At 72.0% G+C, this 26262-nt stretch carries 21 protein-coding genes and 2 pseudogenes; 17 read left to right on the forward strand and 6 right to left on the reverse strand.

Going from position 1 to position 26262, the window contains the following annotated elements; all coding sequences use genetic code 11:
- Window positions 1-845: pseudogene (locus BU204_RS39860) on the forward strand (YfhO family protein); the annotation flags it as partial.
- On the opposite strand, the gene BU204_RS02920 reads toward BU204_RS39860, so the two are convergent.
- Together BU204_RS02920 and BU204_RS39865 are read right to left on the reverse strand one after the other, a co-directional pair.
- Complete coding sequence (locus BU204_RS02920) at window positions 826-1260, reverse strand: metallopeptidase family protein (protein ID WP_075123956.1); 435 nt, start codon at window positions 1258-1260, stop codon at window positions 826-828. The pseudogene BU204_RS39860 and the gene BU204_RS02920 sit on opposite strands and share 20 nt — an antisense overlap.
- A gap of 13 nt (window positions 1261-1273) precedes the next feature.
- Window positions 1274-1411, reverse strand: coding sequence for a hypothetical protein (locus tag BU204_RS39865; protein WP_158073388.1), 138 nt, complete (start codon window positions 1409-1411; stop codon window positions 1274-1276).
- 90 nt (window positions 1412-1501) lie between these two features.
- On the opposite strand from BU204_RS39865, the gene BU204_RS02925 reads away from it, so the two are divergent.
- The 8 genes from BU204_RS02925 (at window position 1502) to BU204_RS02960 (ending at window position 9913) form a co-directional block, all read left to right on the forward strand.
- A complete protein-coding gene (locus BU204_RS02925) occupies window positions 1502-1876 on the forward strand; it encodes a DUF3499 domain-containing protein (RefSeq protein ID WP_075123957.1) in 375 nt (124 codons plus the stop codon).
- 98 nt (window positions 1877-1974) lie between these two features.
- Window positions 1975-3330 carry a phosphomannomutase/phosphoglucomutase gene (locus BU204_RS02930; protein WP_075123958.1) on the forward strand — a complete coding sequence of 452 codons (1356 nt, stop codon included), beginning with the start codon at window positions 1975-1977 and terminating at the stop codon, window positions 3328-3330.
- Between the two features lie 17 nt (window positions 3331-3347).
- Window positions 3348-3557, forward strand: a complete 210-nt coding sequence (locus tag BU204_RS02935) for a Trm112 family protein (RefSeq protein ID WP_075123981.1) — start codon at window positions 3348-3350, stop codon at window positions 3555-3557.
- The gene (locus tag BU204_RS02940; RefSeq protein WP_075123959.1) at window positions 3554-4657 is read left to right on the forward strand and encodes an SIS domain-containing protein; all 1104 of its coding nucleotides are present in this window, start codon (window positions 3554-3556) and stop codon (window positions 4655-4657) included. Before BU204_RS02935 ends, BU204_RS02940 begins: the two co-directional genes overlap by 4 nt.
- Window positions 4657-5904: a mannose-6-phosphate isomerase, class I gene (manA, locus tag BU204_RS02945; protein WP_075123960.1), complete on the forward strand. Its 1248-nt coding sequence runs from the start codon at window positions 4657-4659 to the stop codon at window positions 5902-5904. The genes BU204_RS02940 and manA overlap by 1 nt, the downstream gene beginning before the upstream one ends.
- A 49-nt stretch (window positions 5905-5953) precedes the next feature.
- On the forward strand, window positions 5954-6907 hold the full coding sequence (locus BU204_RS02950; protein ID WP_075123961.1) for a cation diffusion facilitator family transporter: 954 nt from the start codon (window positions 5954-5956) through the stop codon (window positions 6905-6907).
- Window positions 6908-7011: 104 nt separating this feature from the next.
- On the forward strand, window positions 7012-8532 hold the full coding sequence (locus BU204_RS02955) for an amino acid permease (RefSeq protein ID WP_075123962.1): 1521 nt from the start codon (window positions 7012-7014) through the stop codon (window positions 8530-8532).
- An 85-nt stretch (window positions 8533-8617) separates the two neighbouring features.
- Window positions 8618-9913, forward strand: coding sequence for a glutamate mutase L (locus BU204_RS02960; RefSeq protein ID WP_075123963.1), 1296 nt, complete (start codon window positions 8618-8620; stop codon window positions 9911-9913).
- A gap of 18 nt (window positions 9914-9931) precedes the next feature.
- Here BU204_RS02960 and BU204_RS02965 read toward each other — a convergent pair whose 3' ends face one another.
- Window positions 9932-12289 (reverse strand): hypothetical protein, encoded by a 2358-nt coding sequence (locus BU204_RS02965; protein WP_075123964.1) that lies wholly within the window; start codon window positions 12287-12289, stop codon window positions 9932-9934.
- A 97-nt stretch (window positions 12290-12386) separates the two neighbouring features.
- Here BU204_RS02965 and ahcY point away from each other — a divergent pair, with 97 nt between their 5' ends.
- Window positions 12387-13877: an adenosylhomocysteinase gene (gene ahcY / locus BU204_RS02970; protein ID WP_075123965.1), complete on the forward strand. Its 1491-nt coding sequence runs from the start codon at window positions 12387-12389 to the stop codon at window positions 13875-13877.
- 54 nt (window positions 13878-13931) lie between these two features.
- Here the strand turns inward: ahcY and BU204_RS02975 are convergent, their stop codons facing one another.
- Window positions 13932-14510, reverse strand: a complete 579-nt coding sequence (locus BU204_RS02975; protein ID WP_233159139.1) for a YdeI/OmpD-associated family protein — start codon at window positions 14508-14510, stop codon at window positions 13932-13934.
- Entirely contained in the window at window positions 14500-15330 is an 831-nt protein-coding gene (locus BU204_RS02980) for an META domain-containing protein (protein ID WP_083660961.1), read from the reverse strand. Before BU204_RS02980 ends, BU204_RS02975 begins: the two co-directional genes overlap by 11 nt.
- Window positions 15331-15404: 74 nt before the next feature.
- Between BU204_RS02980 and BU204_RS02985 the strand changes: the two genes are divergently transcribed.
- Complete coding sequence (locus BU204_RS02985; RefSeq protein WP_075123967.1) at window positions 15405-16031, forward strand: dTMP kinase; 627 nt, start codon at window positions 15405-15407, stop codon at window positions 16029-16031.
- 7 nt (window positions 16032-16038) lie between these two features.
- Here the strand turns inward: BU204_RS02985 and BU204_RS02990 are convergent, their stop codons facing one another.
- Entirely contained in the window at window positions 16039-16521 is a 483-nt protein-coding gene (locus BU204_RS02990) for a VOC family protein (RefSeq protein ID WP_075123968.1), read from the reverse strand.
- 133 nt (window positions 16522-16654) lie between these two features.
- Here BU204_RS02990 and mtrA point away from each other — a divergent pair, with 133 nt between their 5' ends.
- From mtrA to secA, 6 genes and pseudogenes are all read left to right on the forward strand, one after another.
- Entirely contained in the window at window positions 16655-17332 is a 678-nt protein-coding gene (gene mtrA / locus BU204_RS02995; RefSeq protein ID WP_075123969.1) for an MtrAB system response regulator MtrA, read from the forward strand.
- Between the two features lie 31 nt (window positions 17333-17363).
- Window positions 17364-19095: pseudogene (mtrB, locus tag BU204_RS03000) on the forward strand (MtrAB system histidine kinase MtrB).
- Entirely contained in the window at window positions 19092-20846 is a 1755-nt protein-coding gene (locus BU204_RS03005) for an LpqB family beta-propeller domain-containing protein (protein ID WP_075123970.1), read from the forward strand. The pseudogene mtrB and the gene BU204_RS03005 overlap by 4 nt, the downstream one beginning before the upstream one ends.
- Before the next feature lie 53 nt (window positions 20847-20899).
- Entirely contained in the window at window positions 20900-21604 is a 705-nt protein-coding gene (locus BU204_RS03010; protein ID WP_075123971.1) for a ComF family protein, read from the forward strand.
- A 572-nt stretch (window positions 21605-22176) separates the two neighbouring features.
- Entirely contained in the window at window positions 22177-22839 is a 663-nt protein-coding gene (hpf, locus tag BU204_RS03015) for a ribosome hibernation-promoting factor, HPF/YfiA family (protein WP_075123972.1), read from the forward strand.
- A gap of 196 nt (window positions 22840-23035) precedes the next feature.
- Complete coding sequence (gene secA / locus BU204_RS03020; protein ID WP_075123973.1) at window positions 23036-25960, forward strand: preprotein translocase subunit SecA; 2925 nt, start codon at window positions 23036-23038, stop codon at window positions 25958-25960.
- Window positions 25961-26262 lie beyond the last annotated feature (302 nt).

The raw sequence follows: 26262 nt of genomic DNA on the forward strand, positions 1-26262 counted from the left end.
GGGCGGTCGGGCCCCGGATCGCGGCGCTGGCCGGGGCGCTGGGCGTGGCCGTCATGGCCGTCGGGGCGCTGCCGGGCCGCGCGGGGCCGCTGGACGACGGGGGCGGCCCGGGCCTCGCGACCACCCTCCAGCGTGAGCTGGCCGCCACCGGCCGGGCCGTGCTCGTCCTCCCGGGCGAGCCGACCGAGCCCGCCAGGATGGCCGCCGGGCGCATGCCGGCCTTCGGCGACGACGACCTGGCGCCGGTCAACACCGGGAACAGCGTGGCGCGCATCGCGGTGGGACTGGCCGCCCCGGAGCGGGTCCGGACGGCGGTGGCCGACGCGGCGGCCGCCGGCGTGCTGTTCGTCGTCACGCCGGACGCGCCGACCCGCGCGGCCATCAGCGAGGCCGCCGGGAACCTCGTCGCCGACGCGCCGTCGACCACCGACGGCCGGCCGGTCCTGCGCCTGCAGCCCGCGGCCGGGCAGGTCACCCTGCTCTCGCCCGAGCAGGCCCGGCGGGCGATCACCGGCAGCCCGCCGCCGACCGAGCTCGGAGCGCCCGGCATCGTCCCGGTCGACGCGCGCCCGCCGGCTGTCGCCGTGCGGGTCTCCGACGGGCCGAGCGGCCGCCTGCTGGTGATCGCGGCGGAGGAGGAACCGGGCTGGCTGGCCACGGTCGACGGCCGGCAGGTGCCGGTGGTGCGGGCCTGGGGTCACCTCGTGGGCGTGCCGATCGGCGCCCGCGCCGGGGAGGTGCGCGTCGAGCAGCCGACCGCCCTGCGCAGCGTGCTGCTGCTCGTCCAGGCCGCGATGGTGCTGTTCGTGCTGCTGACCGCGATCCCTAGCCGTCGCCCTCGATGACGCCCGGGTCGAGGTTGAGGTAGGTCGCGACCTGCTCCACCAGCACGTGGTGCACCAGGTCGGCCAGGTCCCCGCCGTCGCGGGCGCGGGCCTCGAGCGGGCGGCGGAACAGCACGATCCTGGCCTTCGTCGGCTGGCCCCGGCGGTCGACGCCGGCCGGCACGAGCCGTGCCAGCGGCACCCCGCCGTCGGCGAGCACGCCGTCCTGCGGGCGCTCGACGTCCCGAACCTCGGGCACGTCGTCGACCGCGATGTCGAGGTCGGTCAGCTCGGTGCGCCAGCGGGCCTCGATCGGCTCGAGCGCGGCGAGCACGAGCGCGTCGAACCGCTCGGCGCGGGTGGAGGCCGCCGGCAGGGTCGACGGGTACAGCGAGCCGCGCAGCCCCCGGCCGTGCCGGTCCCGGGTGGTGGACACGCTGGCGAGCGTACTAGGGCACGCCCTCACAGCCCTCGGTCGCGGTCTTCGCGCCCAGCTCGCCGCTGGCGGCGTTGTCGGACAGGCCGAGTGACCCGGTACGAGGCCTGCCCTCCGCCTTGCCAGCGACGACCTGGATCACGAAGCCCATCGACCGGAACTGTGAGGGCGCGCCCTGACCCGAAACCCGCACGGTGTCGCTACCTGCCCGCGGGCGCGCGAGGCGCTATCGTCCTCGATCGTGCGGAGCGTGCGGAAGTGTTCGCGGACCGGGTGCGGCAACCCGGCGGTGGCCACGCTGACCTACGCCTACGCCGACTCGACCGCCGTCGTCGGCCCGCTCGCCACCTACTCCGAACCGCACAGCTACGACCTCTGCGAGGAGCACGCGCTCCGGCTCACCGTCCCCCGAGGATGGGAGGTCGTCCGGCACGACGGCGAGTTCGCCGCCCCGGAGCCCAGCGTCGACGACCTCACCGCACTCGCCGAGGCCGTCCGGGAGGCCGGCCGGCCGGATCGCCCGATCGAGCCACCGGAACCGGCGGGCGGCCCCGGTCGTCCGGGCGGCGGGCGACGCGGCCACCTGCGGGTCCTGCCCAGCCCGGTCGTGGAGTAGGTCACCCAGTAAAACGACCAGTAATACCCCGACGTACCGCACCTCGCGCTCCGCGCCGGTAGGCTTCGAGCCAAATCCGCTGACCTCCGGGAGCACTGGTGCGTGACCTGTCCGGCGTCTTCAAGGCCTACGACATCCGCGGAATCGTGGGCGAGCAGCTCGACGCCGAGATCGTCCGGGACATCGGCGCCGCGTTCGCCCGGCGCGTCGGCGAGAAGGGCTCGGTCGTCATCGGTCACGACATGCGCGCCAGCTCGCCCGAGCTCGCCGGCGCCTTCGCCGACGGCGTCCGCCAGGAGGGCGTGAACGTCATCATGATCGGGCTGGCCAGCACCGACATGCTCTACTACGCCTCCGGCAGCCTCGACCTGCCCGGTGCGATGTTCACCGCGAGCCACAACCCGGCCAAGTACAACGGGATCAAGCTCTGCCAGGCCGGCGCCAAGCCGATCGGCCAGGACACCGGCCTCGTCGACATCCAGCGCGAGGTCGAGGCCGGGACGCCGCCATTGAGCGACCGCACGGCCGGCACGCTGGAGACCCGTGACCTGCTCTCCGGATACGTGGCCTACCTGCACAAGCTCGTCGACCTGTCCGGCAGCCGGCCGCTGAAGGTCGTCGTCGACGCCGGCAACGGGATGGGCGGGCACACCGTGCCGGCCGTGTTCGAGGGGCTGCCGATCGAGGTCGTGCCGATGTACTTCGAGCTCGACGGGACCTTCCCCAACCACGAGGCCAACCCGCTCGACCCGAAGAACCTGGTCGACCTGCAGGCCAAGGTGCGCGAGGTCGGGGCGGACGCCGGTGTCGCCTTCGACGGCGACGCCGACCGCTGCTTCGTGGTGGACGAGCGGGGCGAGCCGGTCTCGCCGAGCGCGATCACCGCGCTGGTCGCGGTGCGTGAGCTGGCCAAGGACCCGGGCGGCACGATCATCCACAACCTGATCACCTCGCACGCCGTGCCGGAGATCGTCGCCGAGCACGGCGGCAAGCCGGTACGCACCCGCGTCGGCCACTCGTTCATCAAGGCCGAGATGGCCACGAGCGGCGCGATCTTCGGTGGCGAGCACTCCGCGCACTACTACTTCCGCGACTTCTGGAACGCCGACACCGGCATGCTGGCCGCGATGCACGTACTGGCCGCGCTCGGCGAGCAGGACGGCACCCTGTCCGCGCTCACCGCCGGCTACAGCCGCTACGCCGCCTCAGGGGAGGTCAACTCCACGGTCGAGGACCAGGCGGGCAGGATGGCAGCGGTCAAGGAGGCCTTCGCCTCGAGGGACGGTGTGCGGACAGACGAGATCGACGGGCTGACGGTGGAACTGCCCGACGGCGGCTGGTTCAATCTCAGGCCGTCCAACACCGAACCGTTGCTGCGCCTGAACGTGGAGGCAGCCGACGACTCGGCGGTGGCCGCCCTGCGCGACGAGGTGCTCGCCATCGTCCGCGCCTGACCGTGAAGGAGCACGTCATGGCCGTTGCACTCGACCCGAAGCTGCTGGAGATCCTGGCCTGTCCGTCCGACGACCACGCGCCGTTGACCCCCGGCAGCCCGACCGACCCCGAGGCCGACGTGCTCACCTGCACCTCGTGCGGGCGTCAGTTCCCGGTCGAGGACGGCATCCCGGTTCTGCTGCTCGACGAGGCGATCGAGCCGCCCGACACCCCGGACGACAAGTGAGCTCTGCGGTAGACGACACGCTCCTCGACGATCTGGACCGGATCACCGAGGTCGATGTCGACGGCCTGCTCCGCGCGGCGGCCCTGGCCGGCGCCCAGGTGCGGGCCACGGTCGAGGGCGCGCGCGAGGCGGGGCTGGACCGCTATGCCGGCGCCGTGCCGCGCGCCCTCGTTCTCATCACCCGTCCCGGGCTCAGCCCGGCGGTGGCCAAGCTGCTGTGGGCACTGCTGGGCAAGCCGTGCCCGGTGCCGGTCGTGCTGACCGACACCGCCCCCACCTGGCTCGGTCCGCTGGACATGGTCGTCGCGCACACCGACGACCCCGGCGACACCGAGCTGGCCGAGTCGATCGACCGGGCCCGCCGCTACGGCGCCGGCGTCGTGCTGACCGCACCCGAGGACGGCCCGGTCGCCGCGGCCGCGGCCGGCCAGGCGGTGCTGATCACCCCGCGGGTGCCGGTGCCGCCCGGCTTCGGTTTCACCAGGGCGCTGGCCGGTGGCCTGGTCACCGCCACCACGCTCAACCTGCTGCGCACGGACCTCAGCATGGTCGCCGACGAGCTCGACCGCGAGGCCGAGCGCGACCACATGCAGCACGAGTCGTTCGTGAACCCGGCCAAGTCGCTCGCGCTGCGCCTGGCCGAGCGCACCCCGCTGCTGTGGGGCCTGGACGACGTGGCCTGCGCCGTAGCCGCGTTCGCCGCGCAGGTCATCGGCACCCATGCCGACCTCGTCTGCGACGTCGCGGCCTACCCGCAGGCGGCGAGCCGTACCGCCCTGCACCGCGCGGCCACCTCCGCCTCCGCGGAGACCGACATCTTCGCCGACCCCGACGACGTCGACCCGTCGCGGTCCTCGCCGCTGCGGGTGTTCCTGCTGGCCGTGCGGGCCGCCGCCAGCGACCCGGTGCGCCGGCTGGCCGTTGACGCGTTCCCGACCGCCGACGTGCTCGCCCCCGCGGAGGAGATCACCGCGGACGAGACGACCTGTGCCGCGGTCCTCGCGCTGCGGTTCCAGCTGGCCGCGCTCTACCTCGGCCTCGCCGCCGGCACCACCGGCGGCAGCTCCTTCTACGCGCCGGCCCGGCCCAGGGAGCACTAGTGCACCTGTTGAACAACCGGGTCCGGCCCTACGCCTGGGGTTCCCGAACGACCATCGCGGCGATGCTCGGCCGGCAGGTCCCGGCTCCGCACCCGGAGGCCGAGCTCTGGCTCGGCGCACACCCCGGCGACCCGTCCGCGATCGTCGACGAGGACGGCGTGGAGCGGTCGCTGCTCGACGTGCTCGCCGAGGACCCGGTCGGCCAGCTCGGTCCGGCGGTCACCGACCGCTGGGGCGACCGGTTGCCGTTCCTGCTGAAGGTGCTGGCGGCCGAGGAGCCGTTGTCGCTGCAGGCGCACCCCTCGGCCGGCCAGGCCGCCGAGGGCTGGGCCCGCGAGGAGCGGGAGGGCATCCCCCGCGAGGCCGGCAACCGCAACTACCCCGACCCGACGGCCAAGCCGGAGCTGGTCTGCGCGCTCACCGAGTTCCACGCGCTGGCCGGCTTCCGCACGCCGTACCGCACCGTGGAGCTACTGCGCGCGGTGCAGACCCCCGCGCTGGCGCCGCACGTCGACCTGCTGGCGGCCCAGCCGAACCGGGAGGGCCTGCGCGCGCTGTTCACGACGTGGATCACGTTGCCCCAGCCGGCGCTCGACGCGCTGGTCCCGGACCTGCTGGAGTCCTGCGTCAGCCACGTCAAGGAGCACGGCGAGTTCGAGCTGGAGTGCCGGACGGTGCTCGAGCTGGGTGAGCGCTACCCCGGTGACTCGGGCGTGCTGGCCGCGCTGCTGCTCAACCGGCTGGTGCTCGCGCCAGGCGAGGCCATCTTCCTGCCGGCCGGCAACCTGCACACCTACCTGCACGGCACGGCTGTCGAGGTGCTGGCGAACTCGGACAACGTGCTGCGCGGCGGCCTGACGCCCAAGCACGTCGACGTGCCGGAGTTGTTACGAGTACTGGACTTCGGCTTCGGCGACATGGCCGTCCAGACCGGTGAGCCGATCGGCCCACGCCGGGTGTACCGGACCGAGGCACCGGAGTTCGAGCTGTCCCGCATCGAGTGGTCCGACGGCGAGCCGCGGGTGGAGGTCAAGCTCGAGGGCGGCCTCCCACGGATCATGGTCTGCGTCGACGGACGCGTCCGCGCCGCGGCCGTGGACGGCCAGGTTCTCGAGCTGTGCCAGGGCCAGTCGATGTGGCTCCCGGCCGCGGACCCCGACGTCGTCCTGACACCGGCCGGCACCTCCCCCGTTCGCGTCTTCGCCGCGACCGTGGGTAGCGGTGCGGCGGGGATCAGCAGTCTCTAGGCTCTCGCTGGCTGGTTTGCGACAAATCCGACGCGGGTAGGGAGTAGCCGTGAGTGCAGGAGGCGGAACCAAGGCGATCATCGCCGCGTTGCTGGCGAACGCCGGCATCGCGCTGGCGAAGTTCGTCGGCTTCATCATCACGGGCTCCTCGTCCATGCTGGCGGAATCGGTCCACTCGGTTGCGGACACGTCCAACCAGGGGCTGCTGCTGCTCGGGCAGAAGACCTCGCGCCGCCGGGCGACCCGTGAGCACCCGTTCGGGTTCGGGCGGGACCGGTACTTCTACTCGTTCATCGTCGCGCTGATGCTGTTCAGCCTCGGCTCCGCGTTCGCGATCTACGAGGCCATCCACAAGCTCCAGCACCCCGAGGACCTGAAGTCGCCGATCGTCGCGGTGATCATCCTGGTGGTCGCGATCATCCTGGAGACGTTCAGCTTCCGGACCGCGATCGTCGAGTCGCGCAAGATCAAGGGCGACGCGTCCTGGTGGCAGTTCATCCGCCAGTCCCGCACACCCGAGCTGCCCGTGGTGCTGCTCGAGGACGCCGGTGCGTTGTTCGGCCTGGTCTTCGCGCTGTTCGGGGTCAGCCTCGCGGTGATCACCGAGGACGCGCGCTGGGACGGCATCGGCACGCTGATGATCGGCATCCTGCTCGGCGTGATCGCCATCATCCTGATCATCGAGATGAAGAGCCTGCTGATCGGCGAGGGCGCCACGCCGCGTGAGTTCGACCAGATCAACGAGGCCGTCGTGGGCGGACGGGTGGAGCGGCTGATCCACATCCGGACCCAGTACGTCGGGCCGGACGAGCTGCTCGTCGCGGCCAAGATCTCGCTCGCGCCCGGGTTGCCCCTGTCCGACGTGGCCGCGGAGATCGACGCGGCCGAGGGCAGGATCCGGGAGGCCGTACCCGCGGCGCGGCTGATCTACCTCGAGCCCGACCTCGACCGGACCTCCTCGGTCGAGCCCGCGCCCGACTCGATCGCTCCCGGCACCGCCTGACGATCCTCCGCCCAGGGCAGTCGCCCTGGCGCTCGTCGTGCGTCGGTGCTGCGTGGGCTCCACCATGGTCTACACGCGTGTCCACGCTCGGGTGAGGAGGGGTCATGCCCGGTAACGGTCTGTGGCGGACGAAGTCGGTGGAGCAGTCCATCCGGGACACCGACGAACCCGGGTCGCGGCTCAGGAGGGACCTGAGCTCCTGGGACCTGACGGTGTTCGGCGTCGCGGTCGTCATCGGAGCGGGCATCTTCACCCTCACCGCGCGGACCGCGGGCGACCTGACCGGCCCGTCGGTGTCGCTCGCGTTCGTGCTGGCGGCCATCGCGTGCGGACTGGCCGCGCTCTGCTACGCCGAGTTCGCCTCGACGGTGCCGGTCGCGGGGAGTGCCTACACGTTCTCCTACGCGACCTTCGGCGAGTTCATGGCCTGGATCATCGGCTGGGACCTCGTCCTGGAGTTCGCGGTCGGGTCGGCGGCGGTGGCCACCGGCTGGTCGGAGTACCTGGCGACCGTGCTCGGCTACCTGTTCGGCGACGAGGTCACGACCTCGTTCGCGCTCGGCGGGCTCACCGTGAACTGGGGCGCGCTGCTGCTGATCACCCTGCTGACCGTCCTGCTGGCCGTGGGGACCAAGCTCTCCTCCCGGGTCAGCATGGTGATCACCGGGATCAAGGTCGGGATCGTGCTGTTCGTGATCTTCTTCGGCCTGTCCTTCGTCAACACCGCGAACTACAACCCGTACGTCCCGCCCGGCGAGTCCGCCGGCTCCGCCTCGAGCGGTGTCGACCAGAGCGTGTTCTCGTGGCTCGTCGGCGGCGAGAGCAGCGCGTTCGGCGTCTTCGGGTTGCTGGCCGGCGCGTCGCTGGTGTTCTTCGCGTTCATCGGCTTCGACGTGGTCGCCACGACGGCCGAGGAGACCAGGAACCCGAAGAAGGCCATCCCGCGGGGCATCCTCGGCTCGCTGGCCATCGTCACCGTCCTCTATGTGGCCGTCGCGCTGGTCGTCACCGGGATGGTCAACTACACCGAGCTGGCCACCGAGGAGGGCCAGCGCAAGACCCTGGCCACCGCTTTCGCCCTGAACGGCGTCGACTGGGCGGCCAACCTCATCTCGATCGGCGCGCTGGCCGGTCTGACGACGGTCGTGATGGTGCTGATGCTGGGCCAGGTCCGGGTGCTGTTCGCCATGTCGCGGGACGGCCTGCTGCCCAGAGGGCTCTCCCGCACCAGCGAGCGGGGCACCCCGGTGCGGGCCACGGTCCTGGTCGGCGGCCTGGTCGCGGCGGCGGCGACGTTCTTCCCGGCCGCCAAGCTGGAGGAGATGGTGAACGTGGGCACGCTGTTCGCGTTCGTCCTCGTGTCGGCCGGGGTGATGGTGCTGCGCCGGACCCACCCCGACCTGCCGCGCTCGTTCCGTGTGCCGGCGCTGCCGGTGGTCGGGGTGGCCGCGATCCTCGCCTGCCTGTGGCTGATGCTGAACCTGACCATCCTCACCTGGGTCCGGTTCTTCGTCTGGATGGCGCTCGGCGTGGTGGTGTACTTCGCCTACAGCCGCCGGCACTCGCTGCTCGGCACCCCGGGAACGCCCCCGACCGAGGACGCGGAGGCCAGGACAAAGGCGTGACCCTGTTCCGCTCACCACCTCCACGACCGTCACCTCAGGGGAACGTGACGCGACCCAGCCGTGAACTCCGGGGAGGCGGAACCGCGTGAGCTACCTCTGCCTCGACGTCGGTTCGACCTGGACCAAGGGTGTGCTCGTCGCCGTCGACGGGACGGTGCTCGGCGCCGCCCAGCACCGGACCACCCCGCCAGAGGTGCTGACCGGCGTGGCCGAGGTGAGCGGCGCGCTCGACGCCGGCTCGGCGGACGTCCTGGCCTGCTCGTCGGCCGGGGGAGGGCTGCGCCTGGCGGTCGTCGGCCAGGAACGGCTGGTCAGCGCGGAGGCGGGGTACCGGGTCGCGCTCTCGGCCGGGGGGAAGGTCGTCCACGTGTTCGCTGGTCGCCTCGCCGCGGCGGATGTCCGGGCGCTGCGCGCGGCGGCCCCCGACGTGGTGCTGCTGGTCGGCGGCACCGACGGCGGCGACCAGGACGTGCTGCTGCACAACGCGGCCCGCCTGGGCGCGGCCAGGGTCGCGGTCCCGATCGTGCTGGCCGGTAACCGGGAGGCCCGCCCGGCGGCGCTGGCTGCGCTGGACCGCCGTCAGGTGTTCCCCACCGCGAACGTCCTGCCCGACGTCGGCGAGCTGGACCCCGAGCCGGCGCGGACGGCGATCCGAGAGGTGTTCCTGAGCCACGTCATCGGCGGCAAGGGCCTGTCCCGCGGGCCGCGCTTCCGGCGGATGGTCCGCGCGGTGACCCCGGACGCCGTCCTGTCCGCGGTGGCGCGCCTCGCCGCCCTGCTGCCGGATGCCCGGGGGGCGGTGCTGGTGGTCGACGTCGGTGGCGCCACGACCGACGTGTACTCGGCGGTGGCCGAGGTCGAGGCGCCCGAGCGGGCGGTGGCCCTGCCGGCCGACCGCCGCACGGTGGAGGGGGACCTCGGCATGCGGTTCGGGGCACCCGGCGTGGTCGCCGAGGCGATCGCCGAGCGCCTGCTGGCGCCGGGCGAGCTGGCCGCCGAGGCCGCTCGCCGCCACGACGACGTCGAGCTGGTGGCGGACACGCCCGCCGAGCAGGAGATCGACCTGCGCCTGGCGCGGCTCGCGGTCATCCTGGCCGTGCGCAGGCACCTGCGGATGGTGGAGGGCCGGCTCGGCCCGCACGGCGCCGCGCGCCTCGTCCTGTCCGGCGGGGTGTTCCGGCACGCCGGGGACCTGGCCGGCCTGGTGGACGCGCTTCGCGGCGCGCTGGGCCCGGTGTTGCGCACGGCCGAGGTGGTGGTGGACCGGGTCGGCGTGCTGGGGCCGGCGGGACTGCTCGCCCAGGCCGGGCGGACCGAGGCCGCGGACGCGCTGCTGTCGACACTTCCGCTCTCCGCGCCGCTCCCCGGTCGGGCGGGCTGAGGGTTCCGGCACGCCTGGTCAGGGGTCGGACTGGGGGGTGCGGAAGCTCTGGAAGCTGGGCAGGGACGGTTCGGCGGGGTCGAGGCCGGCGGCCATGGCCACGGCACGGTCCCACTCCGGGTCGGCCGGATAGTTCGTGTGGCCCTGCACCCCCGGCGTCCAGCGCCGTCCGGGGAGCGGGGCGGAGGCAGGGTCGGGCAGCCAGTGGTCCAGGCCGAGTACCAGTGCTCCGTGGGGGGCCCGGACCGCCTCGGGTAGCGGGCCGCTGGTGCCGTCCGGGCGGAAGCCGACGCCGAGCAGGCTGGCGCCGTAGACCTGGCGGTCCCAGGTGGTCACCGCGCCCCCCAGGGGGTCGGTGCCCCGGCAGAGGGAACGCCACCTCGTGCCCAGCTCGCCGGCCAGCGCGCCGAGCGCAGCGTGCGGGAGGACCGCTGGGAACGCCCGGGAGTATGCCCACTGCAGCTGTGACCCCACTGTGACCAAGCCGATCCTGCGCCGCTCCGGTTCGTTGAGCGAGTTGAGCAGGCGGGCCGCGGCGACGCAGACCAGCAGGCTGCCCTGGCTGTCCCCGGCCAGCACCACCCGCGTGCCCGGCTCGCGCAGGTGCTCGAGGGTGCGCGCGGCGAGCTCCGGGGCGACCTTCACCGCGTAGCAGGGCGGCACGATCGGGTGCGCCTCCCTCGGCCAGAACGAGGCGAGGTCGGTGAGCACCCCCAGCCGCCGGCCGGTCTCCGGCGCCCGGGCGGCGTTGTACACCGTGCGTAGCAGTGCCGCCGCGAGCACGCCCAGCGTGAGCACCCCGAGCGCCGAGAACGGGTCGGTCCAGGCCGGCAGCGGCTGACCGGTCAACCGGTTGCCGATCGCCACCGCGGCACCCGCGCACAGCACCCCGGCGCTGGCCAGCACCACCTGGTGTGCGTGCCGGCGCCACCAGGACGCCGAGCGCCAGGCCCTGGCCGCGACGGGCAGGTCCCCGGCCGCGTTCTCGTGCAGCAGCCGCACCACGGCCTCGCCGTCGGTGAACCGGCCCGCCGCCAGCCGCAGCGCCGTGTAGCCGACGACCGCTGCGCCGACAACGGCGACGACCATGCCGATGACCGCGCTGGCACCCCACAGAAGTGTGACCGAATCGTAACCTTTGGGAACCTCGAAGCCGACGAACCTCCGCACGGCCACGCCAAGCCCGGCGCCGAAGCCGCCGCCCAGCAACGCCGCGGTGGCCAGCACGGGCGCCGCCATCCAGCCGCCGGCCCACGGCCGCAGCTCCCGCGGCAGCCCACGCCACTCGCGCCGGGCGATCCTGGCCGCGGGTACCAGCAGCACGCCGAACAGCACCACCAGCACGATCAGGGCCGCCGCGACCGCCTCCGCCGTCGCGTCGGTTCCCGGCAGCGCGGTCGGCAGCGGGTGCTGCGCCGCCGTCGCCGCGGCGACCAGCGCGACGCCGAGCCCCAGCAGCACCCCCCGCGTCCACGGTCCGAGCGCCACCCGCAGCCACCGGCCGGCCCGGCGGGGATGGGCGCCGGTCGGGTCGTCGAGCACCAGCACGCCGAGCAGGCCCACCAGCAACAGGGCCAGCGCCAGCACCCAGAGCAGGGCCGCCCAGCCGTCGGGGACCGCGAAGGGCCCGCCCAGTGGCAGCAGGGCGACCGTGCCCAGGGCCGCCAGCAGGTGCAGCGCGCGCAGCGTGGGGGTGTCGGGATCGGCGACCAGGTTGGTGCCGGGCAGCTGGACCCGGGCGTTCGGCGGGGTCGGCGGCGGGTTGGCCGGGGTGGCGGCCTCCCAGGCCACGCACGAGACCCGGTACAGCACCCAGATCGTCGCCAGCACCGGCAGCATCCCGATCAGCGGCCGCACCAGGTAGACCTCGCGGACCCGGTCCGGCACCAGCCCGGCCAGACACGGCGAGCCGGGCGCCAGGCACTGGGCGGCGACCAGGTCCAGGCTCACCACGGCCGCCTGGGTGACCAGGAGCACCGTCAGCAGCGCCCCGGCCAGCCGCAGCAGCGAGCGGTTGAGCAGGCCGAGCCGGCCGGCCAGCCGGTGGCCGCTCGGGATCGGCGGCAGCATCCAGTGCGCCACGTTCGCCAGCGCGAACGGGAACAGCAAGGCCCAGGCCGCCTTGACCGCCCCGCCCGAGGTCATCCCGCCCCAGACGTAGCCCTCGACCACGCGCGGGATCGACCTGCCCTCGGCCCGCAGCATCGGCCCCGGCGCTGGCCGGAGCAGCCGGTCGGCGGGCCGGACGAAACGCCCCACCCCGTCTCCGGCGACATCAACGGCAGCGACCGCGGAGACGAGCGACTCGGGGGTCGTGCCCATGACCCCGTGCACGCGCAGCTCGACCACCCGCGTGTCCGGACCGGGGGTCAGCACGACCGGTGCCTCCGATGCTCCATGGCCACTCGAGTCGATCAATTTCGGGTAACGGTAGTGTTCAGGGGAAGGCTTTTTAGTTTGGAGGATGCACGGGATGACCGCAGTCAACAGCCAGAACGCGACCACGGCACGGTACGCCAGGAAGGTCGGCGATCTGGACTTCGCGGTGGCCGACCTTTCGCTCGCCGAGTTCGGCCGGAAGGAAATTCGCCTCGCCGAGCACGAGATGCCCGGCCTGATGGCGTTGCGGCGCGAGTACGCGGAGGTGTACCCCCTGCGAGGGGCGCGGGTCTCGGGCTCGCTGCACATGACCGTGCAGACCGCGGTGCTGATCGAGACGCTGGTCGCGCTCGGCGCCGAGGTCCGCTGGGCCTCGTGCAACATCTTCTCCACCCAGGACCACGCCGCGGCAGCGGTCGTGGTCGGCCCGCACGGCACGCCGGAGGAGCCCAAGGGCGTCCCGGTGTTCGCCTGGAAGGGCGAGACGCTGGAGGAGTACTGGTGGTGCACCGAGCAGATGCTCACCTGGCCGGGTGAGCTCGCGCCGAACATGCTGCTCGACGACGGCGGCGACGCCACGCTGCTCGTGCACAAGGGCACGCAGTACGAGAGCGCCGGCGTGGTGCCCCAGGCCGAGGCGGACGACCCCGAGGAGTGGAAGATCATCCTCGAGACCCTTCGCAACTCGCTGGCCGCGGACTCGAAGAAGTGGACCCGCACCGGGGCCGAGATCAAGGGCGTGACCGAGGAGACCACCACCGGCGTGCTGCGGCTCTACCAGCTCGCCGCCGCCGGTGAGCTGCTGTTCCCGGCGATCAACGTCAACGACTCGGTGACCAAGTCGAAGTTCGACAACCGCTACGGCATCCGCCACTCCCTGATCGACGGCATCAACCGCGGCACCGACGTGCTGATCGGCGGCAAGGTCGCGGTCGTCTGCGGCTACGGCGACGTGGGCAAGGGCTCCGCCGAGTCGCTGCGCGGCCAGGGCGCGCGCGTGATCGTCACCGAGATCGACCCGATCTGCGCCCTGCAGGCCGCCATGGACGGCTACGACGTCCAGCGGCTCGAGGACGTGCTGGACAAGGCCGACATCGTGATCACCACCACCGGCAACAAGGACGTGGTGATGGTCGAGCACATGGCGCGGATGAAGCACCAGGCCATCGTCGGCAACGTCGGCCACTTCGACAACGAGATCGACATGGCCGGCCTGGCCCGCTACCCCGGGGTCCGGCGGATCAACATCAAGCCGCAGGTCGACGAGTGGGTGTTCCCGGACGGGCACTCGATCATCGTGCTGTCCGAAGGCCGCCTGATGAACCTGGGCAACGCGACCGGCCACCCGTCGTTCGTGATGTCCAACAGCTTCTCCAACCAGGTGATCGCGCAGATCGAGCTGTTCACCAAGAACGAGGAGTACGACAAGGAGGTCTACCGCCTCCCGAAGAAGCTGGACGAGAAGGTCGCGCGCATCCACCTCGAGGCGCTGGGCGGCCAGCTCACCAAGCTGAGCAAGGAGCAGGCCGAGTACATCGACGTCGACGTCGAGGGCCCGTACAAGCCGGAGCACTACCGGTACTGACCGGCCGAGCACGTCGCGAGCCCGGTGGCCCCCCGGCCACCGGGCTCGCGTGCGTCAGTGGAGCGTCTCTTCCCGCTCCAGCATGCCGACGAACTTCTCGATGCGGCGAGCCCGGGTCTCGGCGCGCTTGGCCTCCTCGATCCGGTGCAGGATCGCGTAGCGGTTCGCGCTGTTCAGCGTGGCGAAGAAGGCGGCGGCAGCCGGGTTGGCGTCCAGCGCGGACCGCAGGTCCTCGGGCACGGTGGCCGATGCCGGCCCGGCGTAGGCCGCGTCCCAGCGTCCGTCGGCCCGGGCCGCCTCGACCTCGCGCAGGCCGCGTTCGGTCATCCGGCCCTCCTCGACCAGGCGTTCCGCCGCCTCCCGGTTGATTTTGGACCAGCGGCTGCGCCGGGTGCGGGGGGTGAAGCGCCGCAGGTGGTACTGGTCGTCGAGGCTTTTGGACTGGCCGTCGATCCAGCCGTGGCGCAGTGCCTCCTCCAGCGCCTCCCGGTAGGTCACCGAGGTGATGCCGCTGTCCTTGCGGGCGAGCTTGACCCACACCCCGCGGGTCTCGGCGTTCTCGGCGAGCCAGGCCGCGAACTCGGCCCGGCCCGCGAACACCAGGACCGGCAGGCCGTCCTTCTCACTCAGCACGCAACCGCAACCCCTTGCCCGACGGATGGTCGATCGTCAGCATGTCGGAATCGACCGTGAGCTCGACAGTCCCGGACATTACCCCGACCACGGCCTGCTCCTGCCGCATGACGTCGGGCGAGCAGGCCTTCCGGGTGAGCACCAGCTGCTCGATGGTGGCCTGGCCGCTGGCGAACCGGTAACCCGCCGACCCGCTGTTGCACCCGGTGAAGACCTCGACCTCGGTCTCGGTGAAGCGGACGGTCGCCGGGGGGACGCCGGCGGTGGTGCTGCTCGCGGTCTCCCCGTCGATCAGGGTGTCCATCGTCCACAGGGTCCCGACCAGCGGACGGGCCGGCTCGGCGACGGCCTTGTCGGTCAGCAGCAGCTCGGTCCTCCCTGCCCGCAGGGTCAGCCCGGACTCCTCGGTGAGCTGCCAGGTGGGTTCGCTGTCCAGGAACCCGGCCAGCCAGTCGTCCTGTTCGTCCAGTGGCCCCGGGCAGCCCATCTCCGTCGTCGAGAGGCCCTGGACGACGACCCGGCCCTCGTCGAGGCTGAGCGGGCCCCCCATCGTGTTGCAGCCGGCGTTGGCGACCACCCGTCGGTCGTCGGTGAACTGCAGGGACAGGACCGTGTCGGCCACCAGCGTGTGTGGTTTCCCGTCGACGGTGGCCTTCGTGAGCACGTACTGCTTCCCCCACAGCTCCTCGCCGCCCGGCGCCGGCTGCCGCGCCGCGTCCCCCGCCGGCTCGTCCGTCGCCCTGGCCCCGCAGGCGGTGGCGGCGAACAGCACCAGTACCAGCAGGCCCACCCGAACCGGTGTTTTTCCCAGGAGTCTCATACCGGCAGGACGGAGCCGGGCACCTCCACCGTTGCACGGCCGAGCCCTGCTCGCCGCCCCCTAGACTTCCGGCCGTGGGACGACTGATCGTGATCGAGGGCCTCGACGGCGCCGGCAAGCGGACGCTGGCCGGCAAGCTGACCGCCGAGCTCGGTGGGCGGGTCGCTCGGCTGGCCTTCCCCCGCTACGGCGTGGACGTGCATGCCGACCTCGTGCACGAGGGTCTGCACGGACGCCTGGGCGGGCTCGGTGACGAGGTGTACGGCATGGCGGTGCTGTACGCGCTGGACCGCCGGGCCGCCGCCGAGGACCTCCGCGCCTGCCTCGCCGAGAACGACGTGGTGCTGGTCGACCGCTACGTCGCCTCCAACGCGGCCTTCGGTGCCGCCCGGCTGCACCAGGACGCGCGGGGGGAGTTCGTCGGCTGGGTCCGCGAGATCGAGATCGAGCGTTTCGACCTGCCGGTGCCCGACGCCCAGCTGCTGCTGCGGGTGCCGGTCGAGGTGGCCGCCGAACGCTCGGCGCACCGGGCCAGTACCGGCGACCGCGAGCGCGACACCTGGGAGGCGGACGGTTCCCTGCAGGCCAGGGTCGCCGCCGTCTACGACGGTCTCGCCGAGGACGGCTGGCTGTCCCCCTGGTACGTCGTCGACGGAACGTCCGATCCGGACTGGACCGGGCTCGCCGAGGCGCTGCGCTGAGCCGTCGTCACGGGGCCCCGACGAGGTCGGGTCCCCACCGTGCGATCTCGGCGGCGATGTCGAGGCGTCCGATCGTGAGCGACTCGCTCATCTCCCGCGTCACCCGGTCGCGGGGCACGAACCAGGAGACCTCGAACTCCAGGCCGTCGGGATCCTTGCCGTACAACGACTTCGACACCACGTGGTCGGAGGACCCGACCAGTGCGCCGGCCGCCCGGAGCTTCTCGGCGAAGCCCGCCAGCTCGGGCAGCGTCCCGACCGACCAGGCCAGGTGGTACAGCCCGACCGCGGTCCCGGCGGGCTCCGTCGAGGCGCTCCGCACGGCGAACAGGCCGAGGTCGTGGTCGTTGTCGGAGTCGGCGGCCCGGAGGAACGCCGCCGCCGGGCGCTGGTGGGTCACCTGGAACCCGAGCACGTCGCGGTAGAAGGCGACGCTGCGGGCGACGTCGCGGACGTAGAGCACGGCGTGGTTGAGCCTGCGGATGCCCATGCCTGACCTCCAGGCCCCCCGATGTCGGCGCGTCAACGGGTAGACCGCTCCAACGGGGGCCCGCGTTACACCCGTCGGGTCCACCTGGGCGGGTGCTACGCGGCGGGCTGTCGCCAAGTGCGACGATGTAACCATGAAGGCACGTGTGCTGGTAGTGGACGACGACCCGGCTCTCGCCGAGATGCTGACAATCGTGTTGCGTGGCGAGGGGTTCGACACCGCGGTGGTCGCCGAGGGCAACCGGGCGTTGCCCGCGTTGCGTGAGCTGCGCCCCGACCTGGTGCTGCTCGACCTCATGCTGCCCGGTATCAACGGGATCGACGTCTGCAAGGCCATCCGCGCCGAGTCGGGTGTACCGATCGTGATGTTGACCGCGAAGAGTGACACCGTCGACATCGTGCTCGGTCTCGAGTCCGGGGCCGACGACTACGTGGTCAAGCCGTTCAAGCCCAAGGAGCTGGTGGCCCGGGTACGGGCGCGGCTGCGGCGCACGGACTCGGAGCCGGCCGAGATGCTCTCGATCGGGGACCTCACGATCGACGTGCCCGGTCACGAGGTGACCAGGGACGGCGTGGCGATCCAGCTGACTCCGCTGGAGTTCGACTTGCTGGTCGCGCTTGCCCGCAAGCCCCGCCAGGTGTTCACCCGCGAGGTGCTCCTCGAGCAGGTGTGGGGCTACCGGCACGCCGCGGACACCCGACTGGTGAACGTGCACGTCCAGCGTCTGCGCTCGAAGGTCGAGACCGACCCGGAGCACCCCGAGGTCGTCCTGACCGTGCGCGGCGTCGGCTACAAGGCGGGGCCGCCGTGATCGGAGCCGCGTGAGGCGGTACCTCCGGGCGGTGGTCGGCGCCGGCGCCCGGGCCGTCGAGTTCTGCCGCCAGCGGGCGGCCTACTTCGGGGTGCTGTGGCGGCGCTCGCTGCAGGTGCGGGTCGTGGTGAGCACGCTCGCCCTGTCCTCGGCCGTGGTGTTCGTGCTGGGCCATGGTGCTGCAGAACCAGATCACCGATCGCCTGCTGGAGACCAAGGAGGAGGCCGCGATCGCGGCCACCCGCGACGCCGTGCAGGTCGTCGAGGCCGAGCTGGTCGGGGTCAACACGACGACCGACGCCGTACGCAGCCGCCTGACCAGCGCCATCAACCAGCTGACCAGCTCCTCGCCGAACGGTGACACCGCGAGCTCGGCTGCCGGCGCCTTCGAGCCCGTGCTGACCAGCGACTCGTCCACGCTCACCAAGCAGGGCGACACGATCGCGGTCGGGCTCTACGACGACGTGCCGAGCAGCCTGCGCCACTTCGTGCAGACCGGCCAGCTCGCCGTGCAGATCCACACGGTGGACCGGGCCGCGGGCCGCACCACGTTCCTCATCGTCGGCGCGCAGTTCGGCACCGCGAACCGCCCGATGCAGCTGTACATGCTGTTCCCGCTGACCGCGGAGCAGCGCACGATCAGCGTCGTCCAGTCCACCCTGCTCGTCGGCGGCCTGGTCCTGCTGGTCCTGCTCGCCGGCATCGCCAACCTGGTGACCCGCCAGGTGGTCCGCCCGGTGCGCAGCGCCGCGCAGGCCGCCGAGCGCTTCGCCGGTGGCGAGCTGGACGAGCGGATGGTCGTGGTCGGCGAGGACGACGTGGCCAAGCTCGCCGAGTCCTACAACGAGATGGCCGAGAGCATCGAGCGGCAGATCCGCCAGCTCGAGGAGTTCGGCACGCTGCAGCGCCGGTTCACCTCCGACGTCTCCCATGAGCTGCGTACCCCGCTGACCACGGTCCGGATGGCCGCCGACGTCCTGCACGCCTCCCGCGAGCAGTTCCCACCCGGCCTCGCGCGGTCCACCGAGCTGCTCGTCGACGAGCTCGACCGGTTCGAGGCGCTGCTCGCCGACCTGCTGGAGATCAGCCGCCTGGACGCGGGCGTGGAGGAGCTGGTCGCCGAGTACGTCGACGTGCGGCCGATCGCCGTGCGGGCCGCGCGGGCGGTGGGCACGATCGCCCGCAACGCCGGCAGCGAGATCGTGCTCGACCTGCCGGACGAGGAGGCGGCGGCCGAGGTCGACGCCAGGCGGATCGAGCGGGTGCTGCGCAACCTGCTGGCCAACGCCGTCGACCACGGCGAGGGCCGGCCGGTGCGGCTGCGGATGGCCTTCGACGACAACGCGCTCGCGGTGACCGTCCGCGACTACGGCATCGGGCTGCGCCAGGGCGAGGCGGAGCTCGTGTTCAACCGGTTCTGGCGGGCCGACCCCTCCCGCAACCGGCACACCGGCGGCACCGGGCTGGGCCTCGCGATCAGCGTCGAGGACGCCCGGCTGCACGGCGGCGCGCTGGACGCCTGGGGCGAGCCGCGCAAGGGCGCCTGCTTCCGGCTCACGCTGCCGCGCCGGCAGGACACGGACTACCTGGACAGCCCGCTCGAGCTGCCGCCGCCGGACGCGGACATCGAGGTCAGCCAGCTGATGGACGCGATGGAGGCGGTTCCGGTGGCGGACGACGCCATCCGCGTGACCGTCGCGACCGAACCGGACGAACAGACGCACGTCCAGCCGGCTGCACCGGCCTGGGAGGAGGTGCGATGAGCAGGCACACCGGGGTGGTGCGCGCGCTCGTGCTGCTGGTGGCATCGGTGCTGCTGGTGTCCGGGTGCGCGAACATCCCCGAGGAGTCGACGCCGCACGCGGTGCGGGACGAGAAGCGGCAGACGCAGGGCGCGGGCGCGATCGCCGAGCCCGACCCCAACCTCGACCCGTTCGACCTGGTCCGGGAGTTCATCCACAAGTCGGGCAACCCCGAGGCCGCGGCGATGTACCTCACCGAGGAGGCCAAGCGGGACTGGGACGGGGAGGCCGCGCCGACGGTCATCCTGGACACGTTCGCGACCGTTCCGGTGCGCGAGCCGCTGCCGGGCCCCGACGTCGAGGACCCGGCCGACGACATCGAGACCGTCGTCCTGCAGGTCTCGCCGATCGGGCGCCTCGGCTCCGACCACGCGTTCGTGGGGGCCATCGGGGGCGACGAGTACCACGTGGAGGTCCGGCAGCAGGCCAACGGCACCTGGCGGATCGCGGTGCCGCCCGGCATCGTGCTGGTGCCGATCACCGACTTCAAGGCGAGCTACCGCGCTGTCACCGTGTACTACTTCGACCCCGACCTCCGGGTGACCGTGCCCGACCTGCGGTACGTGTCCGCCGAACCGGTCTCCGGGCTGCCCGCCCGGGTGGTCACCGTGCTGCTCTCCGGCCCGTCGGACTTCATGCGCCGGTCGGTGCGCTCCCCGCTGGAGGGTGTCGGGCTCAGGACCAACGTCGTGCCCGACCAGGACGGCACGCTGGTGGTGGACCTGAAGTCGCTCGGCGACACGGCGTTGGAGCAGCGCGAGCAGATCGCCGCGCAGATCGTGCTGTCCTTGCAGACGGTGACCTCGAGCAAGCTGCGCCTGCTGGCCGACGGCCAGGACCTGATCCCCGGCCGCCGCGACTGGCGGAACGGCGACCTGAAGGCCTTCGACGCGCCGACCAAGCCGGACTCCGACCAGCCCGGCCTGGTGGTGGCGAACGGCAGGATCCGGTCGCTGCGGGACGGCGTCGCGGTCGAGGGGCCGACCGGCAACGGCACGTACGACGTGGTCAGCGCGGCCCAGTCGATCGACGGCGAGCATCTGGCCGCGGTCGTGCGCACCGCCGAGGGCCCGCGGCTGCGGGTTGGCGAGTTCGGCGGGCAGATGCAGGAGGTCAACCTCGAGGCCCGCGCGATGACCAGGCCGACCTGGCTGGTCACCACGTCCGAGGAGGTCGAGCCGACCGAGGTCTGGACGGTCGCCGACGGCGACGTGGTCCGGGTGGTGCGCACCGGGGACGGCGCGTGGAAGGCCCTGCAGGTCAACTCGTCCGAGCTGACCGACTTCGCCCCGATCACCGACCTGCGCCTGTCCCGCGACGGCACCCGGGCGGCGATCGTGGCCAGGGGTCGCCTGGTGATGGCCTCGGTCGTCCGCGACCAGGAGTCGGCGAGCCTGCGCTACCCGCGGCAGCTCCAGCCGGCCAACATCCAGCAGGCGGTCGGCGTCGACTGGTACAGCCAGGACACCCTGGCGGTGGCGACGAGGCAGGCCCAGACACCGGTTCTGAGCCTCTCGGTGGACGGCCTCAACGCGCAGGACTACGACCGCAACAACCTCCAGCTGCCGATCAAGGCCATCGCCGCGGCGCCGGACCGGAACGTCCTGGTCACCGACAGCGCCGCGGTGTCCAGCGCGTCCGGGGTGGGCCAGCTGTGGCGCCAGCACCCCCACGGCCGGGGAGCCAACGCGATCCCGTTCTACCCCGGATAGCGGCCTGACCTGCGCGGTCGGAAACTGTCGGACCGGGTGGGGATGATTCGACCATGCGTTTGAGAAGCGTGGTCGCCGACCTGGTCGTCGCGGACCGGTGTGCGGGGTGTGCGGTGCCGGGTGGGGCGTGGTGCCGGTCGTGCGCGGGATCGTTGGGCGCGCTGGTGCCGGTAGGTGGGGGTGGGCTGCCGCCGGCGTATGCGGTGGGGCACTACCGGGGAGCGGCCCGCCGTGCGGTGCTCGCGTACAAGGAACGGGGGAGGCGGGCGTTGGCGGCTCCGCTGGGGGTCGCCCTGTCCAGAGCGCTGCTCGCCCTGTCGAGAGCCGGGCCGGTGGCCGGGGTGCCGCCGGGCGGGGCTGCTCCTGGTCAGGGCTGCCCGGCTCCGCGCCCGTTCGTGCTGGTTCCCGCTCCCTCCCGCCCGGCCGCGGCCCGCCGGCGCGGCGGCCAGCACATGGTCCCGGTCGCCGAGGCCTGCGCAGCCGCCCTCCGTGCCGCCGGCATCACCGCCACCGTCGCCCGGGCCCTGCGTGTCCACCGCCGCGCCCGTGACTCCGTCGGCCTCGACGCCGCCGCTCGGGCGGCCAACCTCGCCGGACGGGTCCGGGCCGTCCCCCGCCGCTCCCCGCCTCCCGGCTCGCACGTGGTCCTCCTCGACGACGTCATCACCACCGGCGCGACCGCGACCGCCTGCGTCGCCGCCCTCGGCCGTGTCGGCGTCTCGGTCACGGCGGTCCTCGCCCTGACCACTGCCGAGTGAACCGCGGGCGCCAACACGGCCGGTCGCCACCGTCCGCTCGCCGCTCCACGCCGCGTTGTGACAGGTCAGACCATGGTGGGAGATAAGGTGTTTCACCTGATGGATACCCCCGTACGAGTGAATCGGCACGGGAACTTCGTATCGTTGTTGATCGTTGTTCAGCTATGGGACACGGGCACACCGCGCCTCCGAGGCCCCTCACAGGGGGTGCCGCGGCGTCGAGCGTGCCCACGAGAGCCCGAGGAAAGCGGATTCCTCGCGCGCACCAGCAGACCGCGCGCCTTCCGTCACTGCCAATCGCGGTGATGTTGCTCTCCGTAAGCGACACCGGGTGGCCGGGTTCCCCCGACGCGGGGTCTTTTGCCGAGGCATCAGCCAGGCTAACGTGCCCGCTATCAGCTTTCCCGGTTCGCGGGGAGGAGGCGAGAAGCCCATGACCCTGGCGCCGGAGGAGCTCTGAGGAGGAAGCCCTCTTGGCCCTTTCGCGATCTGGCCGTCCACCAAATCCTGGAGCCCAGATTCCGGCGCCGTAGTTTTCGCTCACTAGCTCGCTCATGCGAGGGAGGTCGTGTATGGACATCGTCGTTAAAGGCCGCAACGTCGAGGTGCCCGATCACTACCGAGTGCACGTCGAGGAGAAGCTGGCTCGCCTCGAACGGTACGACCGCAAGGTCATCCGCTTCGACGTCGAGTTGTTCCACGAGCCAAACCGCCGGCAGGCCAAGAACTGCCAGCGAGTCGAGATCACCGGCATGGGGAGAGGCCCCGCCGTGCGAGCGGAGGCATCTGCCGGCGACTTCTACGCGGCGTTGGACGCCGCCGTCACCAAACTTGAGAACCGGCTCCGCCGGACGCACGACCGCCGGCGTGTCCACTACGGGCGCCGCAGCCCGTCCTCGGTCGCCGAGGCCACCATGCCCGGACCCAACCCGCCACTCCCGCCCACGAACGGCAGAGCTGCCCAGACCGCGGTGCTTTCCGCGCCCGCCGAGGAGTTCCTCGGCGACGGTGCCGTTCCCGCGCAGCGGTGGGACAGCGCCGACGACGACAACCTCCCCGGCCGCATCGTCCGGGAGAAGGAACACACTGCCGAACCGATGACCGTGGACCAGGCCCTTTACCAGATGGAGCTGGTGGGTCACGACTTCTACTTGTTCACCGACGCCGGGTGCGGACGACCCAGCGTCGTGTACCGCCGCAGAGGGTTCGACTACGGCGTCATCCGCCTCGTCTGACCGCGCAACCGACCTCTGACCCGACCCCGCGGGGTGCCCAGGACGGCGAGTCCGGGCACTCCGCGGGGTCCTGTGCGCGTCCATCGGCCGGTGCACCGGGCCAAGCCCCGACGCAACCCCTGCCATACCGCCTACGATGGCAGGTGACGGGGCGCCCGCCGGCGGGCGCGTGACGATGAGCTGTGAGGTTGACCTGATGGTGCTGTCCCGGATACTCCGCGCTGGCGAGGGTAGGACGCTCAAGCACGTACGCAAAATCGCGGACAGGGTCAACGATCTCGAGGACTCGGTCGCCGACCTGACCGACGCGCAGCTGCGCGCGAAGACCGACGAGTTCCGCAAGCGCTACGTCGACATGAGCGAGGTCGACGAGGGCACCGACTTCGACGCCCTTGACGAGCTCATGCCCGAGGCGTTCGCCGTCGCGCGCGAGGCGGCCAAGCGCGTGCTGCGCCAGCGCCACTTCGACGTGCAGATCATGGGCGGTGCCGCGCTCCACCTCGGCAACGTCGCGGAGATGAAGACCGGTGAGGGCAAGACGCTGACCGCGGTGCTGCCCTCCTACCTCAACGCGCTCTCCGGCAACGGCGTGCACGTGGTCACCGTCAACGACTACCTGGCCAAGCGCGACGCGGAGTGGATGGGCCGCATCCACCGCTTCCTCGGCCTGGAGGTCGGCGTCATCCTGTCCGAGATGAGCACCGACCAGCGTCGGCGCGCCTACCGGGCGGACATCACCTACGGCACCAACAACGAGTTCGGCTTCGACTACCTGCGCGACAACATGGCCAGCACGCTCGAGCAGATGGTGCAGCGCGGCCACAACTTCGCCATCGTCGACGAGGTCGACTCGATCCTCATCGACGAGGCCAGGACGCCGCTGATCATCTCCGGCCCGGCCGACCAGTCCTCGCGCTGGTACACCGAGTTCGCCCGAATCGTCGAGCGGATGAGCGGCATCGACGTCACCGCGATGACCCCGCGGGAGAAGGACCTCAAGGCCAAGCAGATCGCCGACAAGCACTACGAGGTCGACCGCAAGCGGCGCACGATCGGCGTCAGCGAGAAGGGCGTCGCCTATGTCGAGGACCAGTTGGGCATCGACAACCTCTACGACGCCGCGAACACTCCGCTGGTCGGCTACCTGAACAACGCCATCAAGGCCAAGGAGCTCTACCACCGCGACAAGGACTACCTGATCCGCGAGGGCGAGGTCCTGATCGTCGACGAGTTCACCGGCCGCGTGCTCAGCGGCCGGCGGTACAGCGAGGGCATGCACCAGGCGATCGAGGCCAAGGAGAAGGTGGAGATCAAGGCGGAGAACCAGACTCTCGCCACGATCACCCTGCAGAACTACTTCCGGCTGTACTCGCGGTTGTCCGGTATGACCGGTACCGCCGAGACCGAGGCGGCCGAGTTCTTCAACACCTACAAGCTGCACGTCGTGCCGATCCCGACGAACAAGCCGATGGTCCGCGACGACCGCACCGACCTGATCTACAAGACCGAGCAGGCGAAGTTCGAGGCGGTGGCCGACGACATCGCCGAGCGACACGAGAACGGCCAGCCGGTGCTGGTCGGCACGACCAGCGTCGAGCGCTCGGAGTACCTGTCCAAGCTGCTGGTGAAGCGGGGCATCCCGCACAACGTGCTGAACGCCAAGCACCACGAGAAGGAATCGGCGATCGTTGCCGAGGCCGGGCACGCCGGCGCGGTCACCGTTGCCACCAACATGGCCGGTCGAGGCACCGACATCATGCTCGGCGGCAACCCCGACCACCTCGCCGAGAGCGCGCTGCGCGCCAAGGGGCTCGACCCGGTGGAGACCCCGGAGGAGTGGACCGCGGCGCTGCCCGACGCGCTGGAGCGGGCCCACGAGGACGTGCGGGCCGAGGCCGAGCAGGTGCGCGAGGCCGGCGGGCTGTACGTGCTCGGCACCGAGCGGCACGAGTCGCGGCGCATCGACAACCAGCTGCGCGGTCGGTCCGGCCGTCAGGGTGACCCGGGTGAGTCCCGGTTCTACCTGTCCCTGGGCGACGAGCTGATGCGGCGGTTCAACGCCCAGTTCGTCGAGCGCGTGATGACGACCATGCGCGTGCCCGAGGACCAGCCGATCGAGGCGAAGATGGTCACCCGCGCGATCAAGAGCGCGCAGACCCAGGTCGAGCAGCAGAACTTCGAGGCGCGCAAGAACCTTCTCAAGTACGACGAGGTGATGAACCAGCAGCGCAAGGAGATCTACGCCAACCGCATGCGGGTGCTGCAGGGCGAGGACCTCCGCGAGCACGTCGACCGCATGATCGAGGACGTCGTCGGCGACTACATCCAGAAGGCGACGGCCGACGGGTACGCCGAGGACTGGGACCACGAGAAGCTCTGGGCCGCCCTCAAGGAGCTGTACCCGGTCTCCCTGTCCTGGGAGGACCTCGTCGAGGAGATGGAGAACCGCGGCGACGACCTGACGGCGGAGAACCTGCTCGAGGCGGTCATGGCCGACGTCCGGCGGGCCTACGACGAGCGCGAGGCCGACATCAACAGCCGCGTGCCCGGCGGCGACGGCATGCGCCGGCTGGAGCGCCTGGTGATGCTGGACGTGCTCGACCGCAAGTGGCGCGAGCACCTGTACGAGATGGACTACCTCAAGGACGGCATCGGCCTGCGGGCCATGGCGCAGCGCGACCCGCTGATCGAGTACCAGCGCGAGGGCTACGACATGTTCAACGCGATGCTCGACGCGCTGAAGGAGGAGTGCATCACGCTGCTGTTCCGCGCCCAGGTCGCGGAGCCCCAGCAGCAGGCGCCGGCCCAGGCCCAGCCCGCCGACGGCGCCGACCGCGCCGCCCGTGCCCAGCAGGCCGCCGCCCGGGCCGCCCAGGCCCAGGCCGTCCAGCAGGCGGCACGGCAGGAGGACCAGATCCCGCCGGCCCTGCGCGGTGGCCGCGGGACACAGCCGCCCGAGCAGCAGTACACCTACTCCGGCCCCGCCGAGGGCGGCGGCGTCCAGTCCCGCGGCGGCCAGTCCGGCAACGGCCAGAAGCCCAACGCCGGCGGCAGCCGCCGCGACCGCCGAGCCGCGGCCCGCGATGCGGCCAAGAAGGGCAAGAAGGGCCCCCGCCGCTAGGGCGCGTCCTCAGAGTCCCGGTCGATGGGCTTTGAGGACGCGCGCTAGCCACCCACAGCCGACCACGATGGCCGCCACCCATACCCCGGTGGCGGCCATCGCCATCTCCAGCAGCGGAGCGTTCCCGGGACCGCTGCTGCTGGCCGTTCAATCGCGGCTTCGCGTCGAGGGTGGTTGGTGGCAGCTCGCTGGGAGCGGGTGTAGCGGTTGCGGCTGAGGGTGATGGCGGCAGGCTCGCGGTTACGCTGGGTAGTAGGGTGGCCACCCGTGGTCGGGGTGGCCACCCTCGTGGTCGGTCAACT

The sequence above is a fragment of the Actinophytocola xanthii genome (assembly GCF_001921205.1).
GTDB lineage: Bacteria > Actinomycetota > Actinomycetes > Mycobacteriales > Pseudonocardiaceae > Actinophytocola > Actinophytocola xanthii.

Coding starts and splice junctions, on each gene's coding strand:
- BU204_RS02955 (WP_075123962.1), top strand. CDS start 7,012: ATGCCCGGTAACGGTCTGTGGCGGACGAAGTCGGTGGAGCAGTCCATC.
- BU204_RS03005 (WP_075123970.1), top strand. CDS start 19,092: ATGAGCAGGCACACCGGGGTGGTGCGCGCGCTCGTGCTGCTGGTGGCA.
- mtrA (WP_075123969.1), top strand. CDS start 16,655: ATGAAGGCACGTGTGCTGGTAGTGGACGACGACCCGGCTCTCGCCGAG.
- BU204_RS03010 (WP_075123971.1), top strand. CDS start 20,900: ATGCGTTTGAGAAGCGTGGTCGCCGACCTGGTCGTCGCGGACCGGTGT.
- hpf (WP_075123972.1), top strand. CDS start 22,177: ATGGACATCGTCGTTAAAGGCCGCAACGTCGAGGTGCCCGATCACTAC.
- BU204_RS02935 (WP_075123981.1), top strand. CDS start 3,348: ATGGCCGTTGCACTCGACCCGAAGCTGCTGGAGATCCTGGCCTGTCCG.
- ahcY (WP_075123965.1), top strand. CDS start 12,387: ATGACCGCAGTCAACAGCCAGAACGCGACCACGGCACGGTACGCCAGG.
- BU204_RS02980 (WP_083660961.1), bottom strand. CDS start 15,330: ATGAGACTCCTGGGAAAAACACCGGTTCGGGTGGGCCTGCTGGTACTG.
- secA (WP_075123973.1), top strand. CDS start 23,036: ATGGTGCTGTCCCGGATACTCCGCGCTGGCGAGGGTAGGACGCTCAAG.
- BU204_RS39865 (WP_158073388.1), bottom strand. CDS start 1,411: ATGGGCTTCGTGATCCAGGTCGTCGCTGGCAAGGCGGAGGGCAGGCCT.
- BU204_RS02990 (WP_075123968.1), bottom strand. CDS start 16,521: ATGGGCATCCGCAGGCTCAACCACGCCGTGCTCTACGTCCGCGACGTC.